The organism is Nocardia sp. NPDC049935 (assembly GCF_055586645.1).
This window is the reverse complement of sequence record NZ_JBVJHV010000001.1, coordinates 1,454,920-1,476,321: the sequence shown is the minus strand read 5'-3', so window position 1 is coordinate 1,476,321 and position 21,402 is coordinate 1,454,920. Positions and strand designations below refer to the sequence as shown.

Genomic DNA, 21,402 nt, shown 5'->3' with positions numbered 1-21,402 from the left:
CGAATCGGAAGGTGCGGAGGTCAGGAGACGACGATGCACGACGGATCGGGATTTTCCGCGGATGAGGTGACCACGGGGCCGTTCGCGCACGGGTTCGGCCGTACGGGGGACGGACACCCGTACGCTTTCCGGACGGTGCGGGCGACATTGCAGCTGGAGGTCTACCGGGCCGACCTGGATACGGAGGTGCCCGGCCCGGAGGATGTGGTGGCCGTGGCGGAAACCCGGGTCACCGATATCGATCTCGACGATGCGCGCAGTGTGGTGGCGTTGGTACGGGATCTGCTGCCGGACGCGACGCCGTCGCCACGGGACCGTAATGTTCCGACCGTCCGCGCGTTGCTGGCGCGGCTGGGTTCGGTGATCGAGGGCAGGCAGTGAATGGTGGTATGCAGTACGTGATGCGGTACACACCTGTTCTCCGGCCGTCTCGCGCGTGGCGCGCCGGCTTCGTCGCCGTGGTGCTGGCCGCGGCGGCCCTGGCCAGCGGATGCGATTCCGGGGCCGATTCCGACGCGGTGGCGGCGGCCCGGTCGTCGGCCAAAGCGGCATTGTCGGCGTCCGCGGCGGCGACCTCGCAGGAACTGGCGTCGCGGGCGCTGCCGACGGCGGCGGAGCTCGACGACCAGATCAAGCGGGCCCTGGATCCGGCGCTGCCCGACGAGGAGCGGACGGCGCTCATCGAGGACGGGGAGGCGTTCCGCGAGGCCATTCCGGATATGTACCGGGCGCTGCAGGACAATCCGCGCGCGGTGTACGGGGTGACCGATCCGGTATTCGACAATCACGACGGCACCGTGACGGCCACCCTGCGCCTGGACAAGGACGGTTCGGGCACGGCGGTCCGCACGACGGTGGTGCATTTCATCTATCTCGACGGTTCCTGGAAGTTGTCGCGCACGGATCTGTGCGGGATTCTGCGGTCGGCCGATTACCGCACCGCGGCCTGCGGATAGCGGGCGGGCCGGATAGATAACCATGGTGACGGCGGGGACCCATCGGTGGGGTCGTTTCGTGTACCGGCACCGGGTCGCGGTGCTCGTGGTGTTCTTGTTCGTGGTGGCGCTGTCCGGGCTCTACGGGCGGGATCTTGCCGACCGGCTGACCCAGGAGGGTTGGTTCGACGAGTCCAGTGAGTCGGTGGCGGCGTCGGAGCTGGCCGATGCCACGTTCGGCCGGGACACCGACAGCGATGTGATCGCCCTGTACACCGCGCCACCGGGTAAAACGGTCGACGATCCACAGGTGCGGGCCGAGGTGCGGGCGCAACTCGCCGGGCTGTTGCGCGACCATCCCGACCAGGTGCTGCGGATCGACAGCTATTGGGACAGCGCCCTGTCCGGGCAGTTCGCCGACGATTCCCGCACGCACGCCTTCGCCAGTATCGGGCTGCGGGGCGAGGGGTCGGCGACGGTCGACAACTACACGGCGATCACCCCGGATCTGCGGGCGGACGGCCCCGGAGCGGGCCCGGCGGGGACGACGGTGGAGTTGGCGGGGCTGCAGCCGGTGGTGGAGGGGATCAACACCGGGATGCAGGACGATATCCGGCGCGCGGAGATGATCGCGCTGCCGCTGGTCGCGCTGCTGCTGTATTTCGTCTTCGGCGGGGTGGTGGCGGCGTTGCTGCCGGTGCTGGTCGGCGGGATGACCATTCTGGGCACCCAGGGCATCATGCGGCTGCTCACCGGCCATATCGAGGTGAATGTGTTCGCCAGCGCGGTGGTGACGCTGGTGAGCCTCGGGTTGGCGATCGACTACGGATTGTTCACGGTGACCAGATTCCGGGAGGAGCTGGCGGCGGGCCGGAGCGTGGAGGACGCGGTCGCCCGGACGGTGTCGACCGCGGGGCGCACGGTGCTGTTCTCGGCGGCGATCATCGCGGTGAGCCTGGGCGCGCTGTTCATCTACCCGAACGGGGTGCTGCGGTCGGTGCCGTACGGGGGCATCAGTTCGGTGCTGCTCGCGGCGCTGCTGTCGGTGACCGCGCTGCCGGCGATGCTGGGGATCGCGGGGCATCGGATCGATCTGTGGCAGTGGCGCCGTTTCGCGCGGGCCAGTACCGAGGCCGAGATCGATCGCGGGATCTTCTCGCGGCTCGCGGTCTGGGCGATGGCGCGGCCGTGGGCGGTGATCGTGGTGGTGCTGCTGGGGTTGCTGCTGCTGATGACACCGTTCCGCCATATCGAATTCGGGGGGCTGAGCGAGCGCTATCTGGCCGAGGACAATCCGGCGCGGGTGGCGCAGGAGAAGTTCGACGCGTTGTTCCCCGGTTTCCGGACCGAGCCGCTGCGGCTGGTGGTGACGGGTGCGGACGCGGCGCAGCTGAGCGATATCCGGGTGCAGGCCAATGTGACCCCCGGGCTGACCGGTCCGTTCGAACCGGCGTCGCCGACGCGGAACGGGATCAATGTGCTGGAGGCCGGTCTGGTCGACGAACGCGACGCCGATACGGCGATCGCGGTGTTGCGGTCGATCGAGGAACCCGAGGGTGTCGAGGTGATGGTGGCGGGGGTGCCGGCGCTGGAACGCGACAGTATCAACGGGTTGCTCGACGGTCTGCCGCTGCTGGCGCTGCTGCTGATCGGGGCCGCGCTGGCGTTGATGTACGCGGCGTTCCGGTCGCTGGTCCTGGCGGTGAAGGCGGTGGCGATGTCGGCGCTGGGGCTGGGCGCCACCCTCGGCATCCTGACGTGGCTGTTCGTGGAGGGTCACGGTGCCGAACTGTTCGATTTCACCCCCGGGCCGCTGATGTTCGCGGTGCTGGTGCTGATCGTGACCGTGGTGTTCGGGTTGTCCACCGACTACGAGGTGTTCCTGTTGTCGCGGGTGGTGGAGGCGCGGGAGGCGGGTGCCGATCCGCCGGAGGCGATCCGGTACGGGATCGCCCATACCGGTGGGGTGATCACCTCGGCGGCGGCGATCCTGATCGTGGTGACCGGTGCGTTCGGTTTCTCGGAGCTGGTGATGATGAAGTACATCGCCTACGGGATGATCGCGGCGCTGGTGCTGGACGCGACGGTGATCCGGATGCTGCTGACCCCGGCGGTGCTGAAGCTGATCTGGCGGCCGAAGAACTGAGCCCCCGCCAGGTCATCCCGGGGTCGCGTGGTCCGGCGCGCGGACCGGGAGGACCAGTTGCGCACCGGTGTCCGGATGATCGAGTACCTCGATCGGATACCGGTAGACGCGGCTGAGCAGTTCCCCGGTGAGTACCTCGCGGGGTGGTCCGGCGGCGACATGGCGGCCGTCGTCGAGGACGACCACCCGGTCGGCGTAGGCGGCGGCCGAGGCCAGATCGTGCAGTACCACCACCACGGCGGCGCCGGCGGCGGCCCGGGCGGCCGCGAGGGTGAGGACCGCTTCCTGATGCCCGAGGTCCAGGGCGGCGGTCGGTTCGTCCAGCAGCAGGGTCGCGGTGTCCTGGGCGAGGACCCGGGCCAGGGCGACGCGGGCCCGTTCACCACCGGACAGCCCGGTGAACGCCCGGCCGGCGAGATGGGTGCTGTCGGTGGCGGCCAAGGCCGCCGCGACCGCGTCGTCGTCGCTGTCGGCGCGGGCGGTGCGCTGCCAGGGTGCGCGCCCCATCGCGACGACCTCGGCGGCGGTGAAGGGGAAACCGACGGTGTGTGACTGCGGCAGGACGGCGCGGCGGCGGGCCATATCGGTGGGTGTCCAGCCGGTCAGCGGGCGGCCGTCGAGTTCGACGGTGCCGAGTCCCGGGGTGAGTTCGCCGGCGAGTACCGCGAGGAGGGTGGATTTACCGGCGCCGTTGGGTCCGACGAGGGCCACGATCTCTCCGGCGGCGACTTCGAAGTCGATACCGTCGAGGACCCGGCGGGTGCGCCCGCCTCCGTGCCGGTCCAGGGTCACCCCGTGGGCGCGCAGGGTGACGGTGCCGGGGTCGTGGGCGGCGGGCAGGTCGTGGGAGCGGTGCAGCAGGGCGCCCAGACCTCGGCGCAGCGGGGCCGGGGTGCGTACGGTCATGCCCAGCCTCCCGCCCGGGCGCGGGTGCGCCGCAGCAGCCAGAAGAAGAACGGTCCGCCGATCAGTGAGGTGAGCATCCCCAGGGGCAGGTCGGCGTTGTCGACCAGGGAGCGGGCCGCGACGTCGGCGGCGAGTAGCACGACGGCGCCGGTGACGGCGCTGACCGGGATGAGCGCGCGGTGCCCCGGGCCGACGATCATGCGGACGACGTGCGGAACGACGAGTCCGACGAAAAGGATGATGCCGGTGAAGGCGACCCCGGCGGTGGTGAGGATCGCGACGATGACGATCACGGCGCGGCGCAGCCGTTCCACGTCGACGCCGAGGTGGCGGGCGGCGGATTCGCCGAGGGCGAGCAGGTCCAGCCGGGGCGCCACGATCACGGCGGCCGCGATTCCGGCGACGGTGAGGACCGCGACCACGGTGACGGCGTCCCAGGTGGCGCCGTTGAGGCTGCCCAGCTGCCAGAACACGATCTGGTCGCGGGCCGCGGGGGAGGCGACGAACAGCAGGAACGCGATGAGGCCGCCGGCGAAGGCGTTGATGGCGACGCCGGTGAGGACGAGGGTCACCACTTCGGTGCGGCCGCCCGAACGGGACAGCACATACACCAGAACGGTGGTGACCAGGCCGGCGGCGAAGGCCGCGGCCGCCACCGACCAGGCGGCGACGAACGCGCCGCCGAAGACGATCACCGCGCCGGCGCCCACGGCGGCACCGGCCGACACTCCGATGACACCGGGTTCGGCGAGCGGATTGGCGAAGACGCCCTGCAGCAGCGCGCCGGCGGTGGCGAGGGCGGCGCCGACCAGGATCGCGAGCAGTACCCGCGGGAACCGCACTTCCCAGAGGGTGACCTCGCCGGCGGGATGGGCGGGCAGCGGACCCCAGTCCAGTCCGATGCGGTGGGCGATACTGCCCGCGACCTCCGCCGGGCTCGTGGGGACCTGGCCGATCGCGGCCGAGGCGAGGGCCAGGGCGACCAGTGCGAGCACGGCGACGGTGAGGGTGGCGAGGTAGCGGCGTTGCCGGACGGTGGTGACCGGGGGCGCCGGCGGGTGGTCGAGATCCGTGCTCATGCGCCGGTCGGGCCGTAGACGGCGCCGGACAGTGCGGTGATCACGCGGCCGGTGTTGGGGCCGAAGGACAGCAGCACCGCGTCGGACATATCGACGATGCGTTTGTTGCGGCCGGCGGGGGTCTGGGCGATTCCGGGAATCCGGGTGATGCCGTCGACACCGCCGATGGAGTTCATGCCGTCGGTCATCACCAGCAGTACATCGGGGGCGGCGGCGATCATCGCCTCGCTGGTGATGGCGGTGAACGGTTCGGTGAGCCCGGCCTCCTGCCCGGCGTCGTGGGCGCCGAGGGCGGCGATGAGCGCGTCGGCGCCGGAGCCCGGGCCGGCGAGCATGGTGATGGCGCTGGACCGCAGGTACAGGAACGCGATCCGCAGCGGCGGTTCCTGGGCGGGGACCGCGGCCGATGCCGCGGCGATCTCATCGCTCGTGCGCCGGGCAAGTTCCTTCCCGCGCTGCGGGACGCCCAGCGCCGCGGCGACCGCCTCGATCTGCGGGACCACACCCTCCATGGTGCGTTCGGGATCGAAATAGACGACGGTGATGCCGGTGGCGCGCAGTTGTTCGCGGACCGCGGGCGAGGCGCTGGTGGTATCGGTGAGGAATACGCTGGGCCGCAACGCCAGAATCGATTCCACGTTCAGCGACCCGTTGCCGCCGGTGACATTCGGCAGATCCGCGACGGCCGGGAACGAGGCGGCGGTACTGCGCCCGACCAGGTTGTCGCCGAGCCCGAGCCCCCACACGATCTGGGCGAGTGTGCCGTACCGGTCGGCGGCGACGATCCGGCTCGCGTCGCTGACGGTGACCTCGGCGCCGTCGAAGGAGCGGACGGTCGCGGGCAGCGCCGGGTTGGGTGGCGGGGTGAGCGCGACCGGGTCGAGGTTGTCCAGGACGGCCGTGGCCGGGCCCTGCTGCCCGGCGGCGCCGGCGGGTTCGGAGCCGCCGCAGGCCGCGGTGACCACGAGCAGGCCGGCGGCCAGGCCCGCCAGCAGCGCGCGCACCGGCCGCGGATACCGGCCGCGTCCGAGCGGGGGCTTTCCGTGGTTACGTCGCGCTCCCGCCTGCGGGCCCGTCTCGCTCATGCAGGCAAGGCTAATCCGTGGCGCCGGCCGGGTGTCGCGCCCGCCCCCGGCTAGGCGGTCGAGCTCACATCGTCGAGGGCGGCGGCGATCGCGCGTGGCAGTTCGAGGGTTTCGGCGGCCAGTACCCCGGTGAGCTGGCCCATATCGCGGGCGCCGACGAACATGCTGGCGACACCGGGCCGGTCGCGGACCCAGGCCAGCGCGACCGCCAGCGGTGAGGTCGCCAGGCCGTCGGCGGCGGTGACCAGCGCGTCGACGACGGCGGTGGCACGGTCGTCGTCGAGCCGGCCGCGGATCTCGGCGGCGGTGGCCTCGTCGGCGGCGCGGGAGTCGGCGGGTACGCCGTCGCGGTACTTGCCCGTGAGGATGCCCGCCGCCAGCGGTGCGGTGGCGACGATCCCGGCGCCGTGGTGGGTGGCCGCCGGTACGGTGTCGTCCTCGGCGCCGCGGGTGAGCAGCGAGTACGGGGTCTGCACGGAGGTGATCGGGGTGATCGCGGCGAGGCTGGCCAGCTGCCAGGCGGTGAGGCCGCGGACCCCGGCGTAGCGGACGCGGCCGGACCGTACGGCGTGGTCGAGGGTGGCGGCGACCTCGTCGAGCGGGGTGACCGGGTCCCAGGCGGTGACCTGCCACAGGTCCAGATGGTCGGTGCCCAGTTCCAGCAGGGTGCGGTCGAGCTGGCGCAGCAGCGTGCGGCGCGAGCAGTCGATTCCGACCCGGGTGGGGTCCGGTGGCGGTGGGTCGCTGCCGGCGGGTACGGCGGGTATGTGCGGTACCAGCCCGGCTCCGGCGCACAGGACGAGTTCGTCGCGCGACACCAGATCGCCGAGCAGGTCGGCGAGGATGCGCTGGGCGGCGCCGCCGGTATAGGCCGGGGAGGTGTCGACGAGGGTGCCGCCGGCCTCGGCGAACGCGATCAGTTGCGCGGCGGCGGTATCGGCGTCGGTGTGGCCGCCCCAGGTGTGGGTGGCCAGGCCGATCCGGGACACCCGCAGCCCGCTGCGGCCGATGGTGCGCTGTTCCATCACCGAGTCTCCGTGTCCGGCACGGTTGGACGTTTCCTCACGGCGCCCAGCCTAGAGCGTGACCGCCCGGTGACCGTTCGCGGCGAACTCGTCGGTGTGGCGTGTCCGCGAGGGAGGACGGTCCGCCGCGCGCGGCGGGCGGCGGGCACTGTAGGGTCGCTGCGGTCGATCGCCGTGCCCGTGCGCGGGCAGGATGCCGTAAGACCGAAGGCGGAGCGGGTTTTCGGCGTGGTTCAGGAGGTTGTGTGGTTGGCGAGTCGATGACCTGGGTGCAGGCGTTGGTGCTCGGGCTGGTGCAGGGTCTGACGGAGTTCCTGCCGGTTTCGTCGTCGGGGCATCTGCGGATCGTGTCCTCGGTGTTCTTCGGTGACGACGCGGGCGCGTCGTTCACCGCTGTCACCCAGCTCGGAACCGAGGCCGCGGTGCTGTTGTTCTTCGCCAAGGACATCTGGCGCATCGTGTGCGTGTGGTGTGCCACCGTATTCGAGAAGCTCACCGCCCGGTCCCGGGAGACCGTTCCGGTCAGCGAAATGGTCACCACGAAACTTCCGGTGGTCACCGGAGCGGGTCCGGTGGGATACGACCCGGATGCCGACGCGCAGCGCGAACTCGATTACCGCATGGGCTGGTATGTGATCATCGCCACCATCCCGATCGGGGTGCTGGGCATCGTGTTCAAGGACCAGATCCGTACCGGGGCCCGCAATCTGTGGCTGGTGGCGATCATGCTGATCGTGTTCGCGCTGGTGATCGCGGCGGCCGAACATTTCGGCCGTAAGGAACGGCCGCTGGAAAAGCTCACCACCCGCGACGGTCTGGTGATGGGTTTCGCGCAGTGCCTGGCGCTGATCCCGGGTGTCTCCCGGTCGGGCGCCACCTCCAGCGCCGGTTTGTTCCTCGGGCTGGAACGTGAGGCGGCGGTGCGGTTCTCGTTCCTGCTGGCGATTCCGGCGGTCACCGCGTCCGGGCTGTTCAGTCTCCCGGACGCTTTCGAACCCGCCGGTGAGGGCCTGAACGCGTCGGGTCCGCAGTTGCTGGTGGCGACGCTGATTTCGTTCGTCGTCGGCTACGCGTCGGTCGCCTGGCTGCTGCGGTTCGTGGCGAAGCATTCGTTCTACTGGTTCGTGGGCTACCGGATCGTGCTGGGATTCGTGATCATCGGGCTGCTCGCGGGCGGGGTCGTGGCCGCGACATGACCGGTACCGGCGGCCGGCGTGGGTTCACCGGGAGACCGCGCGTCGGCGCGCCCATTAGGCTGGCCGTATGACGGTGATCCTGCTGCGGCACGGTGTGTCGACGTCCAATACCGGTGGCACTCTTGCGGGCCGCTCCCCGGGGGTGGAGCTCACCGATCGCGGTGGTGAACAGGCGCGGGTCGTCGCGGAACGGCTGGCCGGGTTGCCGATCAGCCGGATCGTCACCTCGCCGATGCTGCGCTGCCAGCGCACGGTGTCGCCGCTGGCCGCCGGGCTCGGCCTGGAGCCGGTGGTCGACGACCGGCTCGCCGAGGTCGACTACGGCGAGTGGACCGGCCGCAAGATCAAGGATCTGCTGGCCGAACCGCTGTGGCAGGTGGTGCAGCGCCACGCGTCGGCGGCGGTGTTTCCCGGCGGGGAGGGCCTGGCGCAGGTGCAGGCGCGCGCGGTGTCGGCGATCCGGGAACACGATCGCGCGCTGGCGGAGTTGCACGACGGTGACCGGCTGTGGGTGGCGTGCACGCACGGTGACGTCATCAAATCGGTGCTGGCCGACGCCCTGGGCATCCATCTGGACGGTTTCCAGCGGATCATGGTCGAACCGGCCTCGCTGAGCGTGATCCGCTACACCCGCACCGCGCCGTTCGTGGCGCGGATGAACGATACCGGCGCGGATCTGTCCGGGCTGGCGCCGGCGCCGGCGGCCGAATCGGGCACATCCGGCCCGGTGCCCGGTGGGGAGATCGGGGCGGGAAGGAAAGACGGATAATGGGTATGCCCGATACCGGCGGACGCGCCACCTCTCGGCGGCTTCGGGCGAATCGGCGTCCGCGCCGGGATACGGCGCAGCGGAGCACCGCAGCCGAACAGGGTCACGTAGCAGGAGGTGCATGTGTCACGCGCAATCCATGTTTTCCGCACCCCCGAACGTTTCGTCGCCGGAACCGTCGGTGAGCCGGGCGATCGCGCGTTCTATCTGCAGGCGGTGGAAGAGCCCCGGGTGGTGAGCGTGCTGCTGGAGAAGCAGCAGGTCAAGGTTCTCGCCGACCGGATGGGACTGCTGCTGGACGAAGTGCAGCGCCGGTTCGGTGCCGAGGTGCCGCCGCAGGCGGAGGCGGTCAACGACAACGCCCCGCTGGTGACCCCCATCGACGCGGAGTTCCGGGTGGGCACGATGGGCCTGGGCTGGGACGCCGACGCGGGCGCGGTGGTGGTGGAGCTGCTGGCGATCACCGAGACCGAGGTCGACGAATCGGTGGTACTCGACGACACCGAGGAGGGCCCCGACGCGGTCCGGGTGTTCCTGACCCCCGATCAGGCGCGCGAGTTCGCGTTGCGGTCCACCCGGGTGATCGCGGCCGGGCGGCCGCCGTGCCCGCTGTGCGGGGAGCCGCTGTCGGCGCGCGGCCATATGTGTGTGCGGACCAACGGTTACAAACGCGGCGAACTGTTCGGCGCGAACGATCTGGAGGAATGAGCGTGCCCGATACCGGGGACGCGCTGTCCACCGGTGAACTGACGGTGCTGGGCCGGGTGGGAGTCGCCAGCAACGTGACTCTGGTCTGTGATCTGGCCGCCGCCGAGGTCTCGTTCCGGGTGGTGTACAAACCGGTGCGCGGCGAGCAGCCGCTCTGGGATTTCCCGGACGGCACGCTGGCGGGCCGGGAGGTGGCCTCGTATCTGATCTGCCGCATGCTCGGATGGACGGTGATCCCGGAGACGGTGCTGCGCGACGGTCCCTACGGCCCGGGCATGGTGCAGCGCTGGATCACCACCCGGGAGCCGCGTGCGGCGGCCGATACCCGGCTGGACCTGGTGGATCTGTGCCCGCCGGAGTTGGTGCCCGACGGGTTCCGCGAGATCCTGCGCGCCTACGACGGCGCCGGTGACGAGGTCGCGCTGGTGCACGCCGACGATCCGCGGTTGCGGCGGATGGCGGTGCTCGATGTGCTGCTGAACAACGCCGACCGTAAGGGTGGGCATGCGCTGGAGGCGGTCGACGGCGGGGTGTACGGCGTCGATCACGGGATCTGCCTGCACCAGGAGAACAAACTGCGCACGGTGCTGTGGGGCTGGGCCGGTGACCCGATATCGGGGGATCTGCTCGCCGATATCGCCGCCTTCGCCGAAACCCTGCCGGGGGAGCCGGCCGATCGGCTGGCCGAGCATCTCACCGACGCCGAGATCGACGCGCTGCTGCGGCGCGCCAAACGGTTGCTCGACGATCCGGTGATGCCGTTCCCGGAGACGCCGCGGCCGATTCCGTGGCCGGCGTTCTGACTCTCGCCCGGATCGGTTCATCCGACCATTCGTTCTGCTCGAGGTGAACGGTTGCCTCCGCCGCGGCGCCTTATCTGTGCAGGTCCAGGCCTCATCCGTGGTCGCCGCGGGGTGGCGGCGGGCGGGGCGGGCGGTGAGTGGACCGCGCCGACCTCTACTCTCGAAGGTATGCAGTCCTGGTCCGATACCCCGATTCCCGCGGTCCCCGGAGCAGGGCCTCCGTTGCGTTTGCACGATACCGCCGATTCCTGTATTCGCCCGGTCACACCGGGTACCACGGCAACCATGTACGTCTGCGGGATCACTCCGTACGACGCGACCCATCTCGGCCACGCCGCCACCTACCTGACCTTCGATCTGGTGAACCGGGTGCTGCGTGACGCCGGGCACGATGTGCACTACGTGCAGAACGTCACCGATGTCGACGATCCCCTGTTCGAACGCGCCGCCCGCGACGGCGTGGACTGGCGTGACCTGGGCAACGGCGAGATCGAGCTGTTCCGCGGGGATATGGCGGCCCTGCGGGTGCTGCCCCCGCGCGACTACGTGGGCGCGGTCGAATCGGTGGACGAGGTCGTCGAACTGGTGGGCAAACTGCTCGCCTCGGGCGCCGCCTACACCGTCGAGGACGCCCGCTATCCCGATATCTACTTCCGCACCGACGCCACCGAGCAGTTCGGCTACGAATCCGGCTACGACCGCGCCACCATGGAGCGGCTGTTCGCCGAACGCGGCGGCGATCCGGACCGTCCCAGGAAACGCGATCCGCTGGACGCGCTGCTGTGGCGCGCCGAGCGCGACGGCGAACCGGCGTGGGCGTCGCCTTTCGGTCCGGGCCGGCCCGGTTGGCATATCGAATGCGCCGCGATCGCGGTGAACCGGCTGGGCGGTGAATTCGATATCCAGGGCGGCGGCAGCGATCTGATCTATCCGCATCACGAGTATTCGGCCGCGCACGGTGAAGCGCTGGCGTCGGGGCGCCGGTTCGCGCGCCACTACGTGCATACCGGCATGATCGGCCTGGACGGCGAGAAGATGTCGAAATCCAAGGGCAACCTGGTGCTGGTGTCGAAACTGCGGGCCGCGGGCGTGGATCCCGCGGCGATCCGGCTGGGGCTGTTCGCCGGGCACTATCGCAGCGACCGCTCGTGGACCGAGGACGTGCTCACCGAGGCGCAGGCCCGCCTGGATCTGTGGCGCCGCGCCGTGGCCGCGCCGTCGGCGGCCGCCGCCACCGATACTGTGGCGCGGCTGCGTACCCATCTGGCCGACGATCTGGACACGCCTCGCGCGCTCGCCGCCGTCGACGCGTGGGCGCGCGACACCCTGGACTACGGGGGCGCCGATTCGGAGGCGGGCGCCGGAATCGCCGCCGCGACCGACGCGCTGCTGGGTGTGCCGCTGCGCTGATACCGATCCGGTGGACGGCACCGCGGGCGGTGCCGTGGGTCGCGTTCGGTTCGGGCGCAAGTTCTTTCACCGGCCGGGTTCGCGCCGGCGCGGATAGTGATCTCTCACCACTGCGGAGAATCCGGCGGCGCCGATGGGGTACTGTTCGATGCTCGAATTCTCCCATCCGTTCCGCGAAGAGATCGGCGCCGTATGTCTCGTATCGTCAGTAAGGACAACTACTTCGACACCGGCCTGGAGGTCCTGTCCGAGCTGGGGTTCCGCAACCTCAACATCGGTGTGCTGTGCCGCCGTCTGGGGGTGACCAGCGGTTCGTTCTACCACCATTTCGGCAGCTGGCAGTCGTATGTGGGTGCGCTGCTGGAGCATTGGGAAAACCGGCAGGTGCTGATCCTGCGGACCCTCAATTTCGATCCCTCCGCGCCCGATCGGGCGATCCGGGCCCTGTCGGATCTCACCCTGGGCCTGCATCACCGGGCCGAGGCCGCGATCAGAGCCTGGGCCGCCAACGACGAGGCGGTCGGGGTGGCGCTCAAACGGGTCGACGAATCGCGGCGCCGTACCGTGCGCAAGACGATCATGGGGTTGGTGGCCGACGAGCGGATCGCCGCCGTGGACACCGAACTCGGTATGGCCATGCTCATCGGTTACCAGCAGATGGTGGCCGCCGGACAGCAGGTGTGCCTGGAGGAACTGCTCGGCGAATTCGCGCGGCTGGTGTTCTCGCACAGCCGGCGCACCGCGGCGAACGGCCAGGAATCCACCGCCGGCCGCTGACGGCCCCGGGCTATTTCAGGACGAGCAGCGCCGCTTGTTCCAGCCGGTCGGCGATATCGGCATACGATTCGTAGCCCATTCCGGCGCGCACCAGCGCCCCCGCGTACAGCAGTTCCAGCGATTCCACGGTTTCAGGATCGGCCCCGGGTTCCAGTGCCCGGGTGATACGCGCGCGGATCTCGATCCCGATCCTGGTGCGGAGATGTTCGACATCGGGGTCACGTCCGAGCAGGGCGCTGGTGACCGCGCCCGAGAGTTCCTGCTCGTCCGCCACCAGCATGGCGATCCCACGGAGTTCGGCGAGCACCCGCACCGTGGGGTCGGCGTCCTCGCTGACCGGGGTCCGCGAGGATCGGATCCGCCGCCAGAAGATCTCGGCGACCAGATGCTCTTTCGACGAGAAATAGGTGTAGGCGGTGGCGGTGCCCACCCCGGCGGCGCCGGCGACCATCCGGATGGTGAGGCCGGCGAACCCTTCGCGGGCCAAGACCTCCATCGCGGCCTTGGTGAGCCGGTCCACCGTGTCCGCCTGCTTTCCGCTCAGCCGGCGTCGAGTGGCCTCGAGAATTCTGGAATCGCCTTCGGACATGTGTCTAGATAGTAGTGTCGGTCCAGGGCCCGGGCAACATCGCCGCCGTTCGGCGCCCGTCGAGTAATGTCGGTCACCGCCGACAGCCGCGTTTCCCGGAAGTGAGCCCACAGCCCGTATGACCTCGCCAGCCCCCACGACCCCGCTGACCGACGAGCAACTGTTCGATCACGCCCGCCGGGCCACCGGATTCATGCCGGAGGACGAGGGTCGCGCACTGCACGCCGCCGCGGTGAAGTACTGCCGTGGCGGGGTCGTCACCGAAATCGGCACCTACTGCGGTAAATCGGCGATCCTGCTCGGCGCCGCCGCCCGCACCCAGGGCGGGGTCGTGTTCACCGTCGACCACCATCACGGCTCCGAGGAGCACCAGCCCGGCTGGGAATACCACGACACCACCCTCGTGGACCCGGTCACCGGCCGGTTCGACACCCTGCCCCGGTTCCGGCACACCATCGATTCCGCCGGGCTCGGCGATACCGTGATCGCCGTCGTCGGCGCCTCGGCGCAGGTGTCCCGCGCCTGGCGGACTCCGATCGAATTCCTGTTCATCGACGGCGGGCACACCGAGGAAGCCGCGGACCGCGATTACCGGGGCTGGGTCAAATGGGTGGTTCCCGGCGGCGGCCTGGCCATCCACGATGTGTTCCCCGACCCCGCCGACGGCGGTCAGGCGCCCTACGGGATCTACCGCCGCGCTCTGGACAGCGGGGAATTCCGCGAGGTCTCGGTCACCAGCTCCCTGCGCATCCTCGAACGGATCGCCCCGAGCCCCGGACTCTGACCGCCCCTACCCTTCGGCGGAGGCGGATCCGGGCCGGGCGAGCTGCCCGAGCGCGATATCGCCGGACCGGCTCGGTATCGCGTCCAGTGCCGCCAGCGTCTCGGCGTCGAAGGTGATCGCACCCGCGGCGATATTCGCTTCCAGATGGCCCGTATCGGCGGTGCCGGGAATCAGCAGCACGTTCGGGGCGTGGTGGAGCAGCCAGGCCAGGCCGATCTGCGCCGGAGTGCGTCCCAGCTGCCGTGCGGCGGCGGTCACGGCAGGTTCGCCGGTGACCTTCGGCAGGCCCGGGAAGGAGCCGCCGAGAGGGAAATACGGCACCCAGGCGATGTTCTCGGCGCGGCAGATCCGCAGCATCTCCTCGTCGTCGCGGGAGACCAGACTGTAGGAGTTCTGCACGCAGACCGGCTCCACCGTGAGCGCCCGCCGCAGTTCCGCGATATCGACATTGCTGAGCCCGATCGCACCGATCTTGCCCTCGGCGCGCAGGGCGACGAGTTCCGCCAGCTGATCGTCCAGATCGACCACCTGGTTCCCTTCGGCGCGCAGGCCGGGTCCGTGGGTGGCGCGCCGCAGATTCACCACGGGAATGCGCTCGATACCGAGGCCGGTGAGGTTGTCCTCCACCCCGGCCCGCAACTCCTCGGGCCGCTGCGCCAGGCGCATCGGAAAGGGTCCACCGGGATCCGGGGTGGCGCCGACCTTGCTGACCACGAGGATGTCGTCCCGCCCGCCGAGCGCCTCCCGGATCACGTCGTTGACGAAACCGTCGCCGTAGAAGTGGGCGGTGTCGAGGTGGTCGACACCGAGTTCGATCGCGCGACGCAGCACGGCCAGGGCGCCGTCGCGGTTGCCCCGTAGCCGTTCGAGTTGCATGGCCCCGTAGCCGACCCGGGAGACGGCGCGGCCGGCCAGGACGCCGGCCCCTCCAGGGCGGGCGGAGGCGGCGGGCGGGGTAGATGCGGTCATGACAGATCCCGCTTCCATGAGACGATGGGTGAAACGGAGGAGCCTCCGTTACGTCGACTGTAGCACTACCGGAGGTGCCTCCGTTTTGATATCACCCGACCCGCCGCCCTCCGGACCCACGCAGGCTCCCGCCGTGGGCCGTCCCACCCGCGCCGACGCCCGCCGCAACCGGGACCGGCTGCTCACCGCCGCTCGGGCCGCGTTCACCGCCTCCGATACCGCCGCGCTGGAATCCATCGCCCGCGATGCCGGTGTCGGTATCGGGACGCTCTACCGCCATTTCCCGACCCGCGAGGCGCTGATCGACGCCGTCTACGCCGCCGAACTCGACGATGTCACCGCCGGCGCCGCCACCCTGCTCGCCGAACTGCCGCCCGAGCGCGCGCTCCGCGCCTGGATGGACCGCTACACCGAATTCGTCGCGACCAAACGCGCCATGATCGGCAGCCTCCGGGCCGCGAGCGCCGCGGGCGGTCCGGCGGCCTCGTCCACGCGGGAACGCATCACCGCCACGATCGCGACCCTGCTCGCCGCCGGAGCCCGCTCGGGCACACTGCGCGCCGAGATCGACCCCGACGATGTCACCACCATGCTCCTGGGTGTCACCCTGGCCACGGCCACCGACAAGACACCCGAGCGGTCCGGCCGGCTGCTCGACCTCATACTCGACGCACTGGGCGCCGCCGGTCGCGGCACCGGCGGACCGTGATCGCGCGCCGGGCCCGCCGCGGTCAGTCCGGCCGGTGGTCGGGCTCGCGGTCCGCGGCGTACTGCCTGGCCCAGGTGTAATCGGGTTTGCCGCTGGGTGAGCGGGTGATCGTCTCGGTGATCCAGACAGCGCGCGGCACCTTGTATCCCGCGAGGTGGCCGCGCACATGTTTCTGCAGATCGGCCATATCGAGCGCACCGGCTGCCGCCGTGGTGAGGCTGACCACGGCGGCGACCTGCTGTCCCCAGCGATCGTGGTCCACCCCGATCACGGTCGCGTCGTAGATCGCGGGATGGGATTTCACCACACCCTCGACCTCCTCGGCGAACACCTTCTCCCCACCGGTGTTGATGACCATATTGCCGCGCCCGATCAGGCTGATCGTGCCGTCGTCCTCCAGTCGGGCCCGGTCGTCGGTGACCACGATCCGGGCGCCGTCGACCTCCTTGAACAGTTTCGCCGTCTTGGCCTCGTCCTTGTAGTAGCCGAGCGGAACCGACCCGGTCTTGGCCAGCCAGCCCTCCTCGCCGGGGGTGACGGGTCTACCGGCATCGTCGACGACCACCGCGCCGCGCCCGATCGACACCCGCGGTTTGCGGGCCGGATCGTCGTCCTTCTGCGCGAACCCGATACCGCCGAAACCGGTTTCGGAGGAGCCGATGGAATCGGAGACGAACAGGTTCGGCAACAGATCCAGCAGGGCGTTCTTCGTCGGCTGGGTGAGCAGCGCGGCACCCGAGGCGACCATGAACAGCCCGGTGGCGTCGACCGGATCGGCGCGATAGGAGTCGATCAGCGGCCGCGCCATGGCGTCACCGGTGATGACCATGACGCCCGGGCGTTCCGCCGTCACCGTCTTCCATACCGTGGCGGCGTCGAAATGCGGTTCGAAGATCACGCAGTTGCCCGACCACAGCGCGATGAACGTGGGCATCATGGCGGCCAGATGCATGAGCGGCGGCAGGATCATCCAGGTGGAGGGTTCACCGGCCGCGCCCGTGCGGGACTGCTGGTATTCGTCGGTGACGGGTTCGTTGCTGTAGAAGTCGATACCGCCGCCGAGTACCCGCCACATATCCTCCTGCCGCCACAGCACACCCTTGGGCATCCCGGTGGTGCCGCCGGTGTACATGACGAACAGATCGTCGGCGCTGCGGGTGATCTCGGGGCGGGTCGCGGGCGCGGCGGCGGTGACCTCGGCCAGGCAATCCACCCCGGAATCGGCGGCGACCCGGTCGTCGGCCGCGCACAGCACGTATTTCAGGCGCGGCGAACGCTGCGCGGCGGCGCGGACCGCGTCCCCGTAACAGGCGTGATAGACGAGGTATTCGAGGTCGGCGTTGTCGTAGAGGTAGGCGAGTTCCCCGGGCCCGTACCGGAAATTGATATTGATCGGCACGGCCGCGAGCTTGAAGCAGGCGATGAGCGTCTGCATCGTGTCGATGCTGTTGTGCATCTGGAAACCGACGTGGGTGCCGTGCCCGACTCCCACCGACGCCAGATGGTGGGCGAGCCGGTTGGACCGTTCGTCGAGTTCCCGGTAGGTGATGCGCCGGCCCTGTTCGATCAGGGCGATCCGGTCGGGCATGGCGTCGACGGAGTGTTCGAACAGGTCGGCGAAATTATTGGCCATATCAATCCTGCGCTGGTGCCGGATCCTCCCGTCCCGGGAGGATCAGAGAACGGTGAGGGGCAGCGGTATCCCGCGATCGGTGAACCGGAAGTCGACGCCGGTGCTGAACCTGGTGATCGCCACCTCCGAGGCCTCGTCGAATGCAGTGTCGGCGAGGGTGATTTCGGCGGTCCACCCGTCGGGCCCGGATTCGGCGACCCGGCACGCGAACCGCGGATTCACGCCCCGGACCAGCGAATCCAGCGGTCCGAGCCGATCGGGGCCGATCAACGAGAGCCAGCCGCGGTCGGTGAGCGCCCCGCTGGTGGCGGGGAATCGCACCCGCACCACATCGATGCCGGGCTCGACGTCGACATCGGTGTAGTGCAGGGGATTGAGCGCGGGATGGAGGCGCAGCACCGCGGCGAGGGCCTCGGTATCGTCGCCGAGTCCGAGGCAGGCGCGGATCCGCTCGGAGGTGACTCCGGCGATCCCGGTGAGCTGTTTGCGCCCGATCTCGAGTGCCGAATCCACATCGGTCCGTTCGTGCACGGCGACCATGAACCCGAGTACCAGCAGATGCTGCTGCAGGCACACCTCCTCCGCGATCCGGACCAGGGCGGAATGGGAGAAATCGGGGAACCGCAGATCGCTGAGCAGCGGGCCGCTGTAATCGGCGGCGCCCTCGTCCGCGGGGTCGATATCGGCCAGCGGCAATCCGGCGGCGACCGACTCGGCCACCAGATGCGCGTTGCGCGGCACCTCCGGCGGGATATGCGATTCGTCGATGACCACCGTCCACGCGCACATCGGATGCCGGTCGGCCGGTTGGCGCGGCGGCCGGTGGATCGGGCGCACCTGGGCGTATTTGTTGGTGGCCAGGGCGGTGGCATCGAAGGTGGGGTCCTCGATGTCGTGGCACATGGCCTTCACATAATCGGGACCCATGGGTTCGACATCGACCAGGGCGCCGCAGTGGTCGAGCCAGAACTCGCCGTGGTGGGCGTCGTCGACCCGGAACCGGAAGTCCATGAACTGCGGCGGCGCGCCGATATCGAGCTGCAGGCCCTTGAAGATGGTGACGATATCGTCACCGGTGTAGCCGAGGGCCCGCTGCATGCGCCGGGTATAGATCGGGCTCGACAGCTGCCATTCCTCGATGGCGACTTCGGCCATCCCCTCCCGGCCGAAGGCGGAGATGCAGTGCGCCATCCCCGAGCGATCGATCAACTGACCACACAGCAGCAGTTCGGGGACCAGCGCCGCCAGTTCCGCGCGCCGCAGCGCGTGGAACCGGCTCGTGGGCAGCGTCACCGGATTCACCACAGGGAGGCCGGCGCGGTGCCGATCCGGTACCAGCCGGGCAGCCGCCCGGCCGTGGACTTCGCGATGCGCTGGTTCATCCCGTCCGACATCGCCTTGTTGGTCATCATCTCCAGGAACAGCGAGGAGACGTTGCCGAAATCGAAGAAGTCACGCTGCCAGGACCACTGGTAGTCCCCGCCGTAGCGGAACCAGCTGCCGCCGATACCGTCCACGGTGTAGAGGCTGCCGTCTTCCCGCGGGGTGGTGGTGTAGGTCTGCTTCCAGAAGCCGATGACGTCGCCGCTGCGCTCGTCGATCACGAACTGCTGGTACGGGTATTCCCAGCCCTCCAGGCCCTCCATCTCCTGGCCGAGCGCCAGATCGCGGATCTCGGCGCGGCCCACCGCCATGAACTCGTCCTTGGGGCCGTAGTTCCAGCCGTAGGTGGCGTCCTCGGTGTACATCTCGGCCAGCGGTTTCCAGTCGCCCAGTTTCTCGCAGCGCTCGTTCTCGGCCACCCAGCGGCGCACCATCTCGTCGAGTTCGGCGCGATCGAAACCTGTCATCGGTGTTGTCCCTTTCGAAGAACCTGTTGCGAAGGTTGATTCAGTCGCCGGAGCTGCCGGCGACGAGCATGAGGGCCTGGGTGGGGCAGTAGCGGATGGCGTTGTCGACATCGGCCTTGTGCTCCGGGCCCGGTTCGGAGTCGAGGATCTCGACTTTCCCGCGTTTGGGTACGGAGAAGATGTCCGGTGCTTCGCCGGCGCAGACGGCATGGCCCTGGCACAGGTCCATATCTGCCTCGATTTTCATGATGTGCACTCCCTCGGCGTCGTATGAGCGGAGCCGCGCGGCGCGGTGCGCGCCGGGTTGCGCGGGGGTCGGCCCACGGCCTCGGCGGGATCGCCTCCGCGCCGGGGCCGGGCCGTGTGGTCTACCCGGTCCGAGAACGAGTTCTTCCCATGCCGGGGGCTGCGAACCGGCGGAAGAGACACATAGCTGGACATGTGTCTGGACGCTACCACCGACAGGTGTGTCCGACAACGATTCAGCAATTTTCCCAGAATGGATACGGTGTCCGGGTGGATTCGGGAATGTCGCCGCCGGACGCCTCGCGGCCCGCGCCCAGGAGGGCGAAACGAGAACATGTTCTTGCGTGGCGGAGATCGTCCGAATTATATTCCGTACACCTGTCCAGACACTCACGTACGGACCGGTCCGGCGTAGAAGGAGCGATATGAGCGACGACCCCACCCCGCAGCCGACCGTGCGCGAGCGCGGGCTGGCCAAGATGGCGGAGGTCTACGGATGGGAATTCCAGGACGGCCCCGGCGACCATTTCGCGGTCACCGCCGACCACCTGTTCGCCGATATCTGGTCCCGCCCCGGCCTGAGCCTGCGCGACCGCCGGCTGCTGCTGCTCGGCGCGCTCACCGCCCAGGGGCTGTTCGATGTCGCCGGTATCCAGATCGGCGCCGCCCTGCAGAACGAGGAACTCGACGAAACCCAGTTGCGCGAGATCTCGCTGTTCCTGTGCCACTACGTGGGCTGGCCGGCCGGTACCTCCCTGGACCACGTGATCGGCGCCCAGATCGACCAGCGCAACAAGAAGGCCCGCAAAGCCGCCCAGAACGGTCGCTGACGACCCCGCCCACCCTCCGTCGTGCCGCCCCGCCCCCGCGGTGCGACGACTCCCACACAGACAAGGCACACAGGTATGCGTTTCGGCATCGTTCTCTTCACCAGTGATCGCGGGATCGCCCCCGCCGCCGCGGCCAAGGCCGCCGAGGACAACGGCTTCAGCTCCTTCTACGTCCCCGAACACACCCATATCCCGGTGAAACGCGAGGCCGCGCACCCCCAGACCGGCGACGCCTCCCTGCCCGACGACCGCTATATGCGCACCCTCGACCCGTGGGTGTCACTGGCCATGGCGGCGGCGGTCACCGAACGTATCGAGCTGTCCACCGCGGTCGCGCTGCCGGTGGAGCACGATCCGATCACCCTGGCCAAGACCATCGCCTCGCTCGACCACCTCTCCGGCGGCCGGGTCACCCTCGGCGCCGGTTTCGGCTGGAACACCGACGAGCTGGCCGACCACGGCGTCCCCGGTAACAAGCGGCGGACGGTACTGCGCGAATACCTGGAGGCCATGCGGGCGCTGTGGAGCGAGGACGAGGCCTCCTACGACGGCGACTTCGTGAACTTCGGCCCGAGCTGGGCCTGGCCCAAACCGGTCGACCGCACGATCCCGGTGCTCATCGGTGCCGCCGGTACCGAGAAGACCTGCACCTGGATCGCGAAGAACGCCGACGGCTGGATCACCACCCCGGGCGAATCCGATATCTCCGGCCGTCTCGCCACCCTGAAGAAGGCCTGGGCCGACGCCGGGCGTGAGGGTGCGCCGCGGGTGGTGGCGCTGGACTTCAAACCCGACGCCGAGCGCCTGGCCACCTGGGCGGCCGACGGTGTCACCGATGTGCTGTACGGGGTTCCGGACAAACCGGAACCGGAGGTGCGTGCCTACCTCGAACGGCTGGCTGGCAAACTGCGGAGCATGAATTCGATCACCGAGACAGGTGAGGACAGCTAGCC

Annotated in this window: 23 protein-coding genes; 13 read left to right on the top strand and 10 right to left on the bottom strand. The window is 69.7% G+C overall.

Going from position 1 to position 21,402, the window contains the following annotated elements; genetic code table 11:
* The first annotated feature begins 33 nt into the window (after window positions 1-33).
* From ACZ6SF_RS06805 to ACZ6SF_RS06795, 3 genes are read left to right on the top strand one after another with little or no spacing between them, the layout of a single operon-like run.
* The gene (locus tag ACZ6SF_RS06805) at window positions 34-381 is read left to right on the top strand and encodes a hypothetical protein (RefSeq protein WP_466061000.1); all 348 of its coding nucleotides are present in this window, start codon (window positions 34-36) and stop codon (window positions 379-381) included.
* A gap of 20 nt (window positions 382-401) precedes the next feature.
* Window positions 402-956 carry a WKL family lipoprotein gene (locus ACZ6SF_RS06800; protein WP_466060999.1) on the top strand — a complete coding sequence of 185 codons (555 nt, stop codon included), beginning with the start codon at window positions 402-404 and terminating at the stop codon, window positions 954-956.
* 22 nt (window positions 957-978) lie between these two features.
* Window positions 979-3,081, top strand: a complete 2,103-nt coding sequence (locus tag ACZ6SF_RS06795) for an MMPL family transporter (protein WP_466060998.1) — start codon at window positions 979-981, stop codon at window positions 3,079-3,081.
* A gap of 12 nt (window positions 3,082-3,093) precedes the next feature.
* On the opposite strand, the gene ACZ6SF_RS06790 is transcribed toward ACZ6SF_RS06795, so the two are convergent.
* From ACZ6SF_RS06790 to ACZ6SF_RS06775, 4 genes are read right to left on the bottom strand one after another with little or no spacing between them, the layout of a single operon-like run.
* Entirely contained in the window at window positions 3,094-3,987 is an 894-nt protein-coding gene (locus tag ACZ6SF_RS06790) for a heme ABC transporter ATP-binding protein (RefSeq protein WP_466060997.1), read from the bottom strand.
* Complete coding sequence (locus ACZ6SF_RS06785) at window positions 3,984-5,066, bottom strand: FecCD family ABC transporter permease (protein WP_466060996.1); 1,083 nt, start codon at window positions 5,064-5,066, stop codon at window positions 3,984-3,986. The genes ACZ6SF_RS06790 and ACZ6SF_RS06785 overlap by 4 nt, the downstream gene beginning before the upstream one ends.
* Window positions 5,063-6,151, bottom strand: a complete 1,089-nt coding sequence (locus ACZ6SF_RS06780) for a heme/hemin ABC transporter substrate-binding protein (protein WP_466060995.1) — start codon at window positions 6,149-6,151, stop codon at window positions 5,063-5,065. The genes ACZ6SF_RS06785 and ACZ6SF_RS06780 overlap by 4 nt, the downstream gene beginning before the upstream one ends.
* Before the next feature lie 50 nt (window positions 6,152-6,201).
* A complete protein-coding gene (locus tag ACZ6SF_RS06775) occupies window positions 6,202-7,176 on the bottom strand; it encodes an aldo/keto reductase (RefSeq protein ID WP_466060994.1) in 975 nt (324 codons plus the stop codon).
* A 260-nt stretch (window positions 7,177-7,436) separates the two neighbouring features.
* On the opposite strand from ACZ6SF_RS06775, the gene ACZ6SF_RS06770 reads away from it, so the two are divergent.
* From ACZ6SF_RS06770 to ACZ6SF_RS06745, 6 genes are all read left to right on the top strand, one after another.
* A complete protein-coding gene (locus ACZ6SF_RS06770; RefSeq protein WP_466061364.1) occupies window positions 7,437-8,372 on the top strand; it encodes an undecaprenyl-diphosphate phosphatase in 936 nt (311 codons plus the stop codon).
* Between the two features lie 67 nt (window positions 8,373-8,439).
* A complete protein-coding gene (locus ACZ6SF_RS06765; protein ID WP_466060993.1) occupies window positions 8,440-9,141 on the top strand; it encodes a histidine phosphatase family protein in 702 nt (233 codons plus the stop codon).
* A gap of 123 nt (window positions 9,142-9,264) precedes the next feature.
* Window positions 9,265-9,849, top strand: a complete 585-nt coding sequence (locus ACZ6SF_RS06760; RefSeq protein ID WP_466060992.1) for a DUF3090 domain-containing protein — start codon at window positions 9,265-9,267, stop codon at window positions 9,847-9,849.
* A complete protein-coding gene (locus ACZ6SF_RS06755; protein WP_466060991.1) occupies window positions 9,846-10,652 on the top strand; it encodes an SCO1664 family protein in 807 nt (268 codons plus the stop codon). Before ACZ6SF_RS06760 ends, ACZ6SF_RS06755 begins: the two co-directional genes overlap by 4 nt.
* A 168-nt stretch (window positions 10,653-10,820) precedes the next feature.
* Window positions 10,821-12,062, top strand: coding sequence for a cysteine--1-D-myo-inosityl 2-amino-2-deoxy-alpha-D-glucopyranoside ligase (mshC, locus tag ACZ6SF_RS06750; protein ID WP_466060990.1), 1,242 nt, complete (start codon window positions 10,821-10,823; stop codon window positions 12,060-12,062).
* A 192-nt stretch (window positions 12,063-12,254) separates the two neighbouring features.
* Window positions 12,255-12,839, top strand: a complete 585-nt coding sequence (locus ACZ6SF_RS06745) for a TetR/AcrR family transcriptional regulator (RefSeq protein ID WP_466060989.1) — start codon at window positions 12,255-12,257, stop codon at window positions 12,837-12,839.
* A 10-nt stretch (window positions 12,840-12,849) separates the two neighbouring features.
* Here the strand turns inward: ACZ6SF_RS06745 and ACZ6SF_RS06740 are convergent, their stop codons facing one another.
* Window positions 12,850-13,428: a TetR/AcrR family transcriptional regulator gene (locus ACZ6SF_RS06740; protein ID WP_466060988.1), complete on the bottom strand. Its 579-nt coding sequence runs from the start codon at window positions 13,426-13,428 to the stop codon at window positions 12,850-12,852.
* A gap of 118 nt (window positions 13,429-13,546) precedes the next feature.
* On the opposite strand from ACZ6SF_RS06740, the gene ACZ6SF_RS06735 reads away from it, so the two are divergent.
* Window positions 13,547-14,212, top strand: coding sequence for a class I SAM-dependent methyltransferase (locus tag ACZ6SF_RS06735; protein ID WP_466060987.1), 666 nt, complete (start codon window positions 13,547-13,549; stop codon window positions 14,210-14,212).
* Window positions 14,213-14,218: 6 nt separating this feature from the next.
* On the opposite strand, the gene ACZ6SF_RS06730 is transcribed toward ACZ6SF_RS06735, so the two are convergent.
* The gene (locus ACZ6SF_RS06730) at window positions 14,219-15,181 is read right to left on the bottom strand and encodes an aldo/keto reductase (RefSeq protein ID WP_466060986.1); all 963 of its coding nucleotides are present in this window, start codon (window positions 15,179-15,181) and stop codon (window positions 14,219-14,221) included.
* Between the two features lie 133 nt (window positions 15,182-15,314).
* Here ACZ6SF_RS06730 and ACZ6SF_RS06725 point away from each other — a divergent pair, with 133 nt between their 5' ends.
* Window positions 15,315-15,890: a TetR/AcrR family transcriptional regulator gene (locus ACZ6SF_RS06725; RefSeq protein WP_466060985.1), complete on the top strand. Its 576-nt coding sequence runs from the start codon at window positions 15,315-15,317 to the stop codon at window positions 15,888-15,890.
* A gap of 22 nt (window positions 15,891-15,912) precedes the next feature.
* Here ACZ6SF_RS06725 and ACZ6SF_RS06720 read toward each other — a convergent pair whose 3' ends face one another.
* The 4 genes from ACZ6SF_RS06720 to ACZ6SF_RS06705 are packed head-to-tail and all read right to left on the bottom strand — an operon-like array spanning window position 15,913 to window position 19,620.
* Window positions 15,913-17,523, bottom strand: a complete 1,611-nt coding sequence (locus ACZ6SF_RS06720) for an acyl-CoA synthetase (protein ID WP_466060984.1) — start codon at window positions 17,521-17,523, stop codon at window positions 15,913-15,915.
* Between the two features lie 42 nt (window positions 17,524-17,565).
* Complete coding sequence (locus ACZ6SF_RS06715; protein ID WP_466060983.1) at window positions 17,566-18,828, bottom strand: hypothetical protein; 1,263 nt, start codon at window positions 18,826-18,828, stop codon at window positions 17,566-17,568.
* Window positions 18,822-19,373, bottom strand: a complete 552-nt coding sequence (locus ACZ6SF_RS06710) for a nuclear transport factor 2-like protein (protein WP_466060982.1) — start codon at window positions 19,371-19,373, stop codon at window positions 18,822-18,824. The genes ACZ6SF_RS06715 and ACZ6SF_RS06710 overlap by 7 nt, the downstream gene beginning before the upstream one ends.
* Window positions 19,374-19,413: 40 nt before the next feature.
* Window positions 19,414-19,620 (bottom strand): ferredoxin, encoded by a 207-nt coding sequence (locus ACZ6SF_RS06705; protein WP_466060981.1) that lies wholly within the window; start codon window positions 19,618-19,620, stop codon window positions 19,414-19,416.
* Window positions 19,621-20,044: 424 nt separating this feature from the next.
* On the opposite strand from ACZ6SF_RS06705, the gene ACZ6SF_RS06700 reads away from it, so the two are divergent.
* On the top strand, window positions 20,045-20,449 hold the full coding sequence (locus tag ACZ6SF_RS06700) for a carboxymuconolactone decarboxylase family protein (RefSeq protein WP_466060980.1): 405 nt from the start codon (window positions 20,045-20,047) through the stop codon (window positions 20,447-20,449).
* Window positions 20,450-20,524: 75 nt separating this feature from the next.
* Window positions 20,525-21,400 carry an LLM class F420-dependent oxidoreductase gene (locus ACZ6SF_RS06695; protein WP_466060979.1) on the top strand — a complete coding sequence of 292 codons (876 nt, stop codon included), beginning with the start codon at window positions 20,525-20,527 and terminating at the stop codon, window positions 21,398-21,400.
* The last annotated feature ends 2 nt before the right edge of the window (window positions 21,401-21,402 follow it).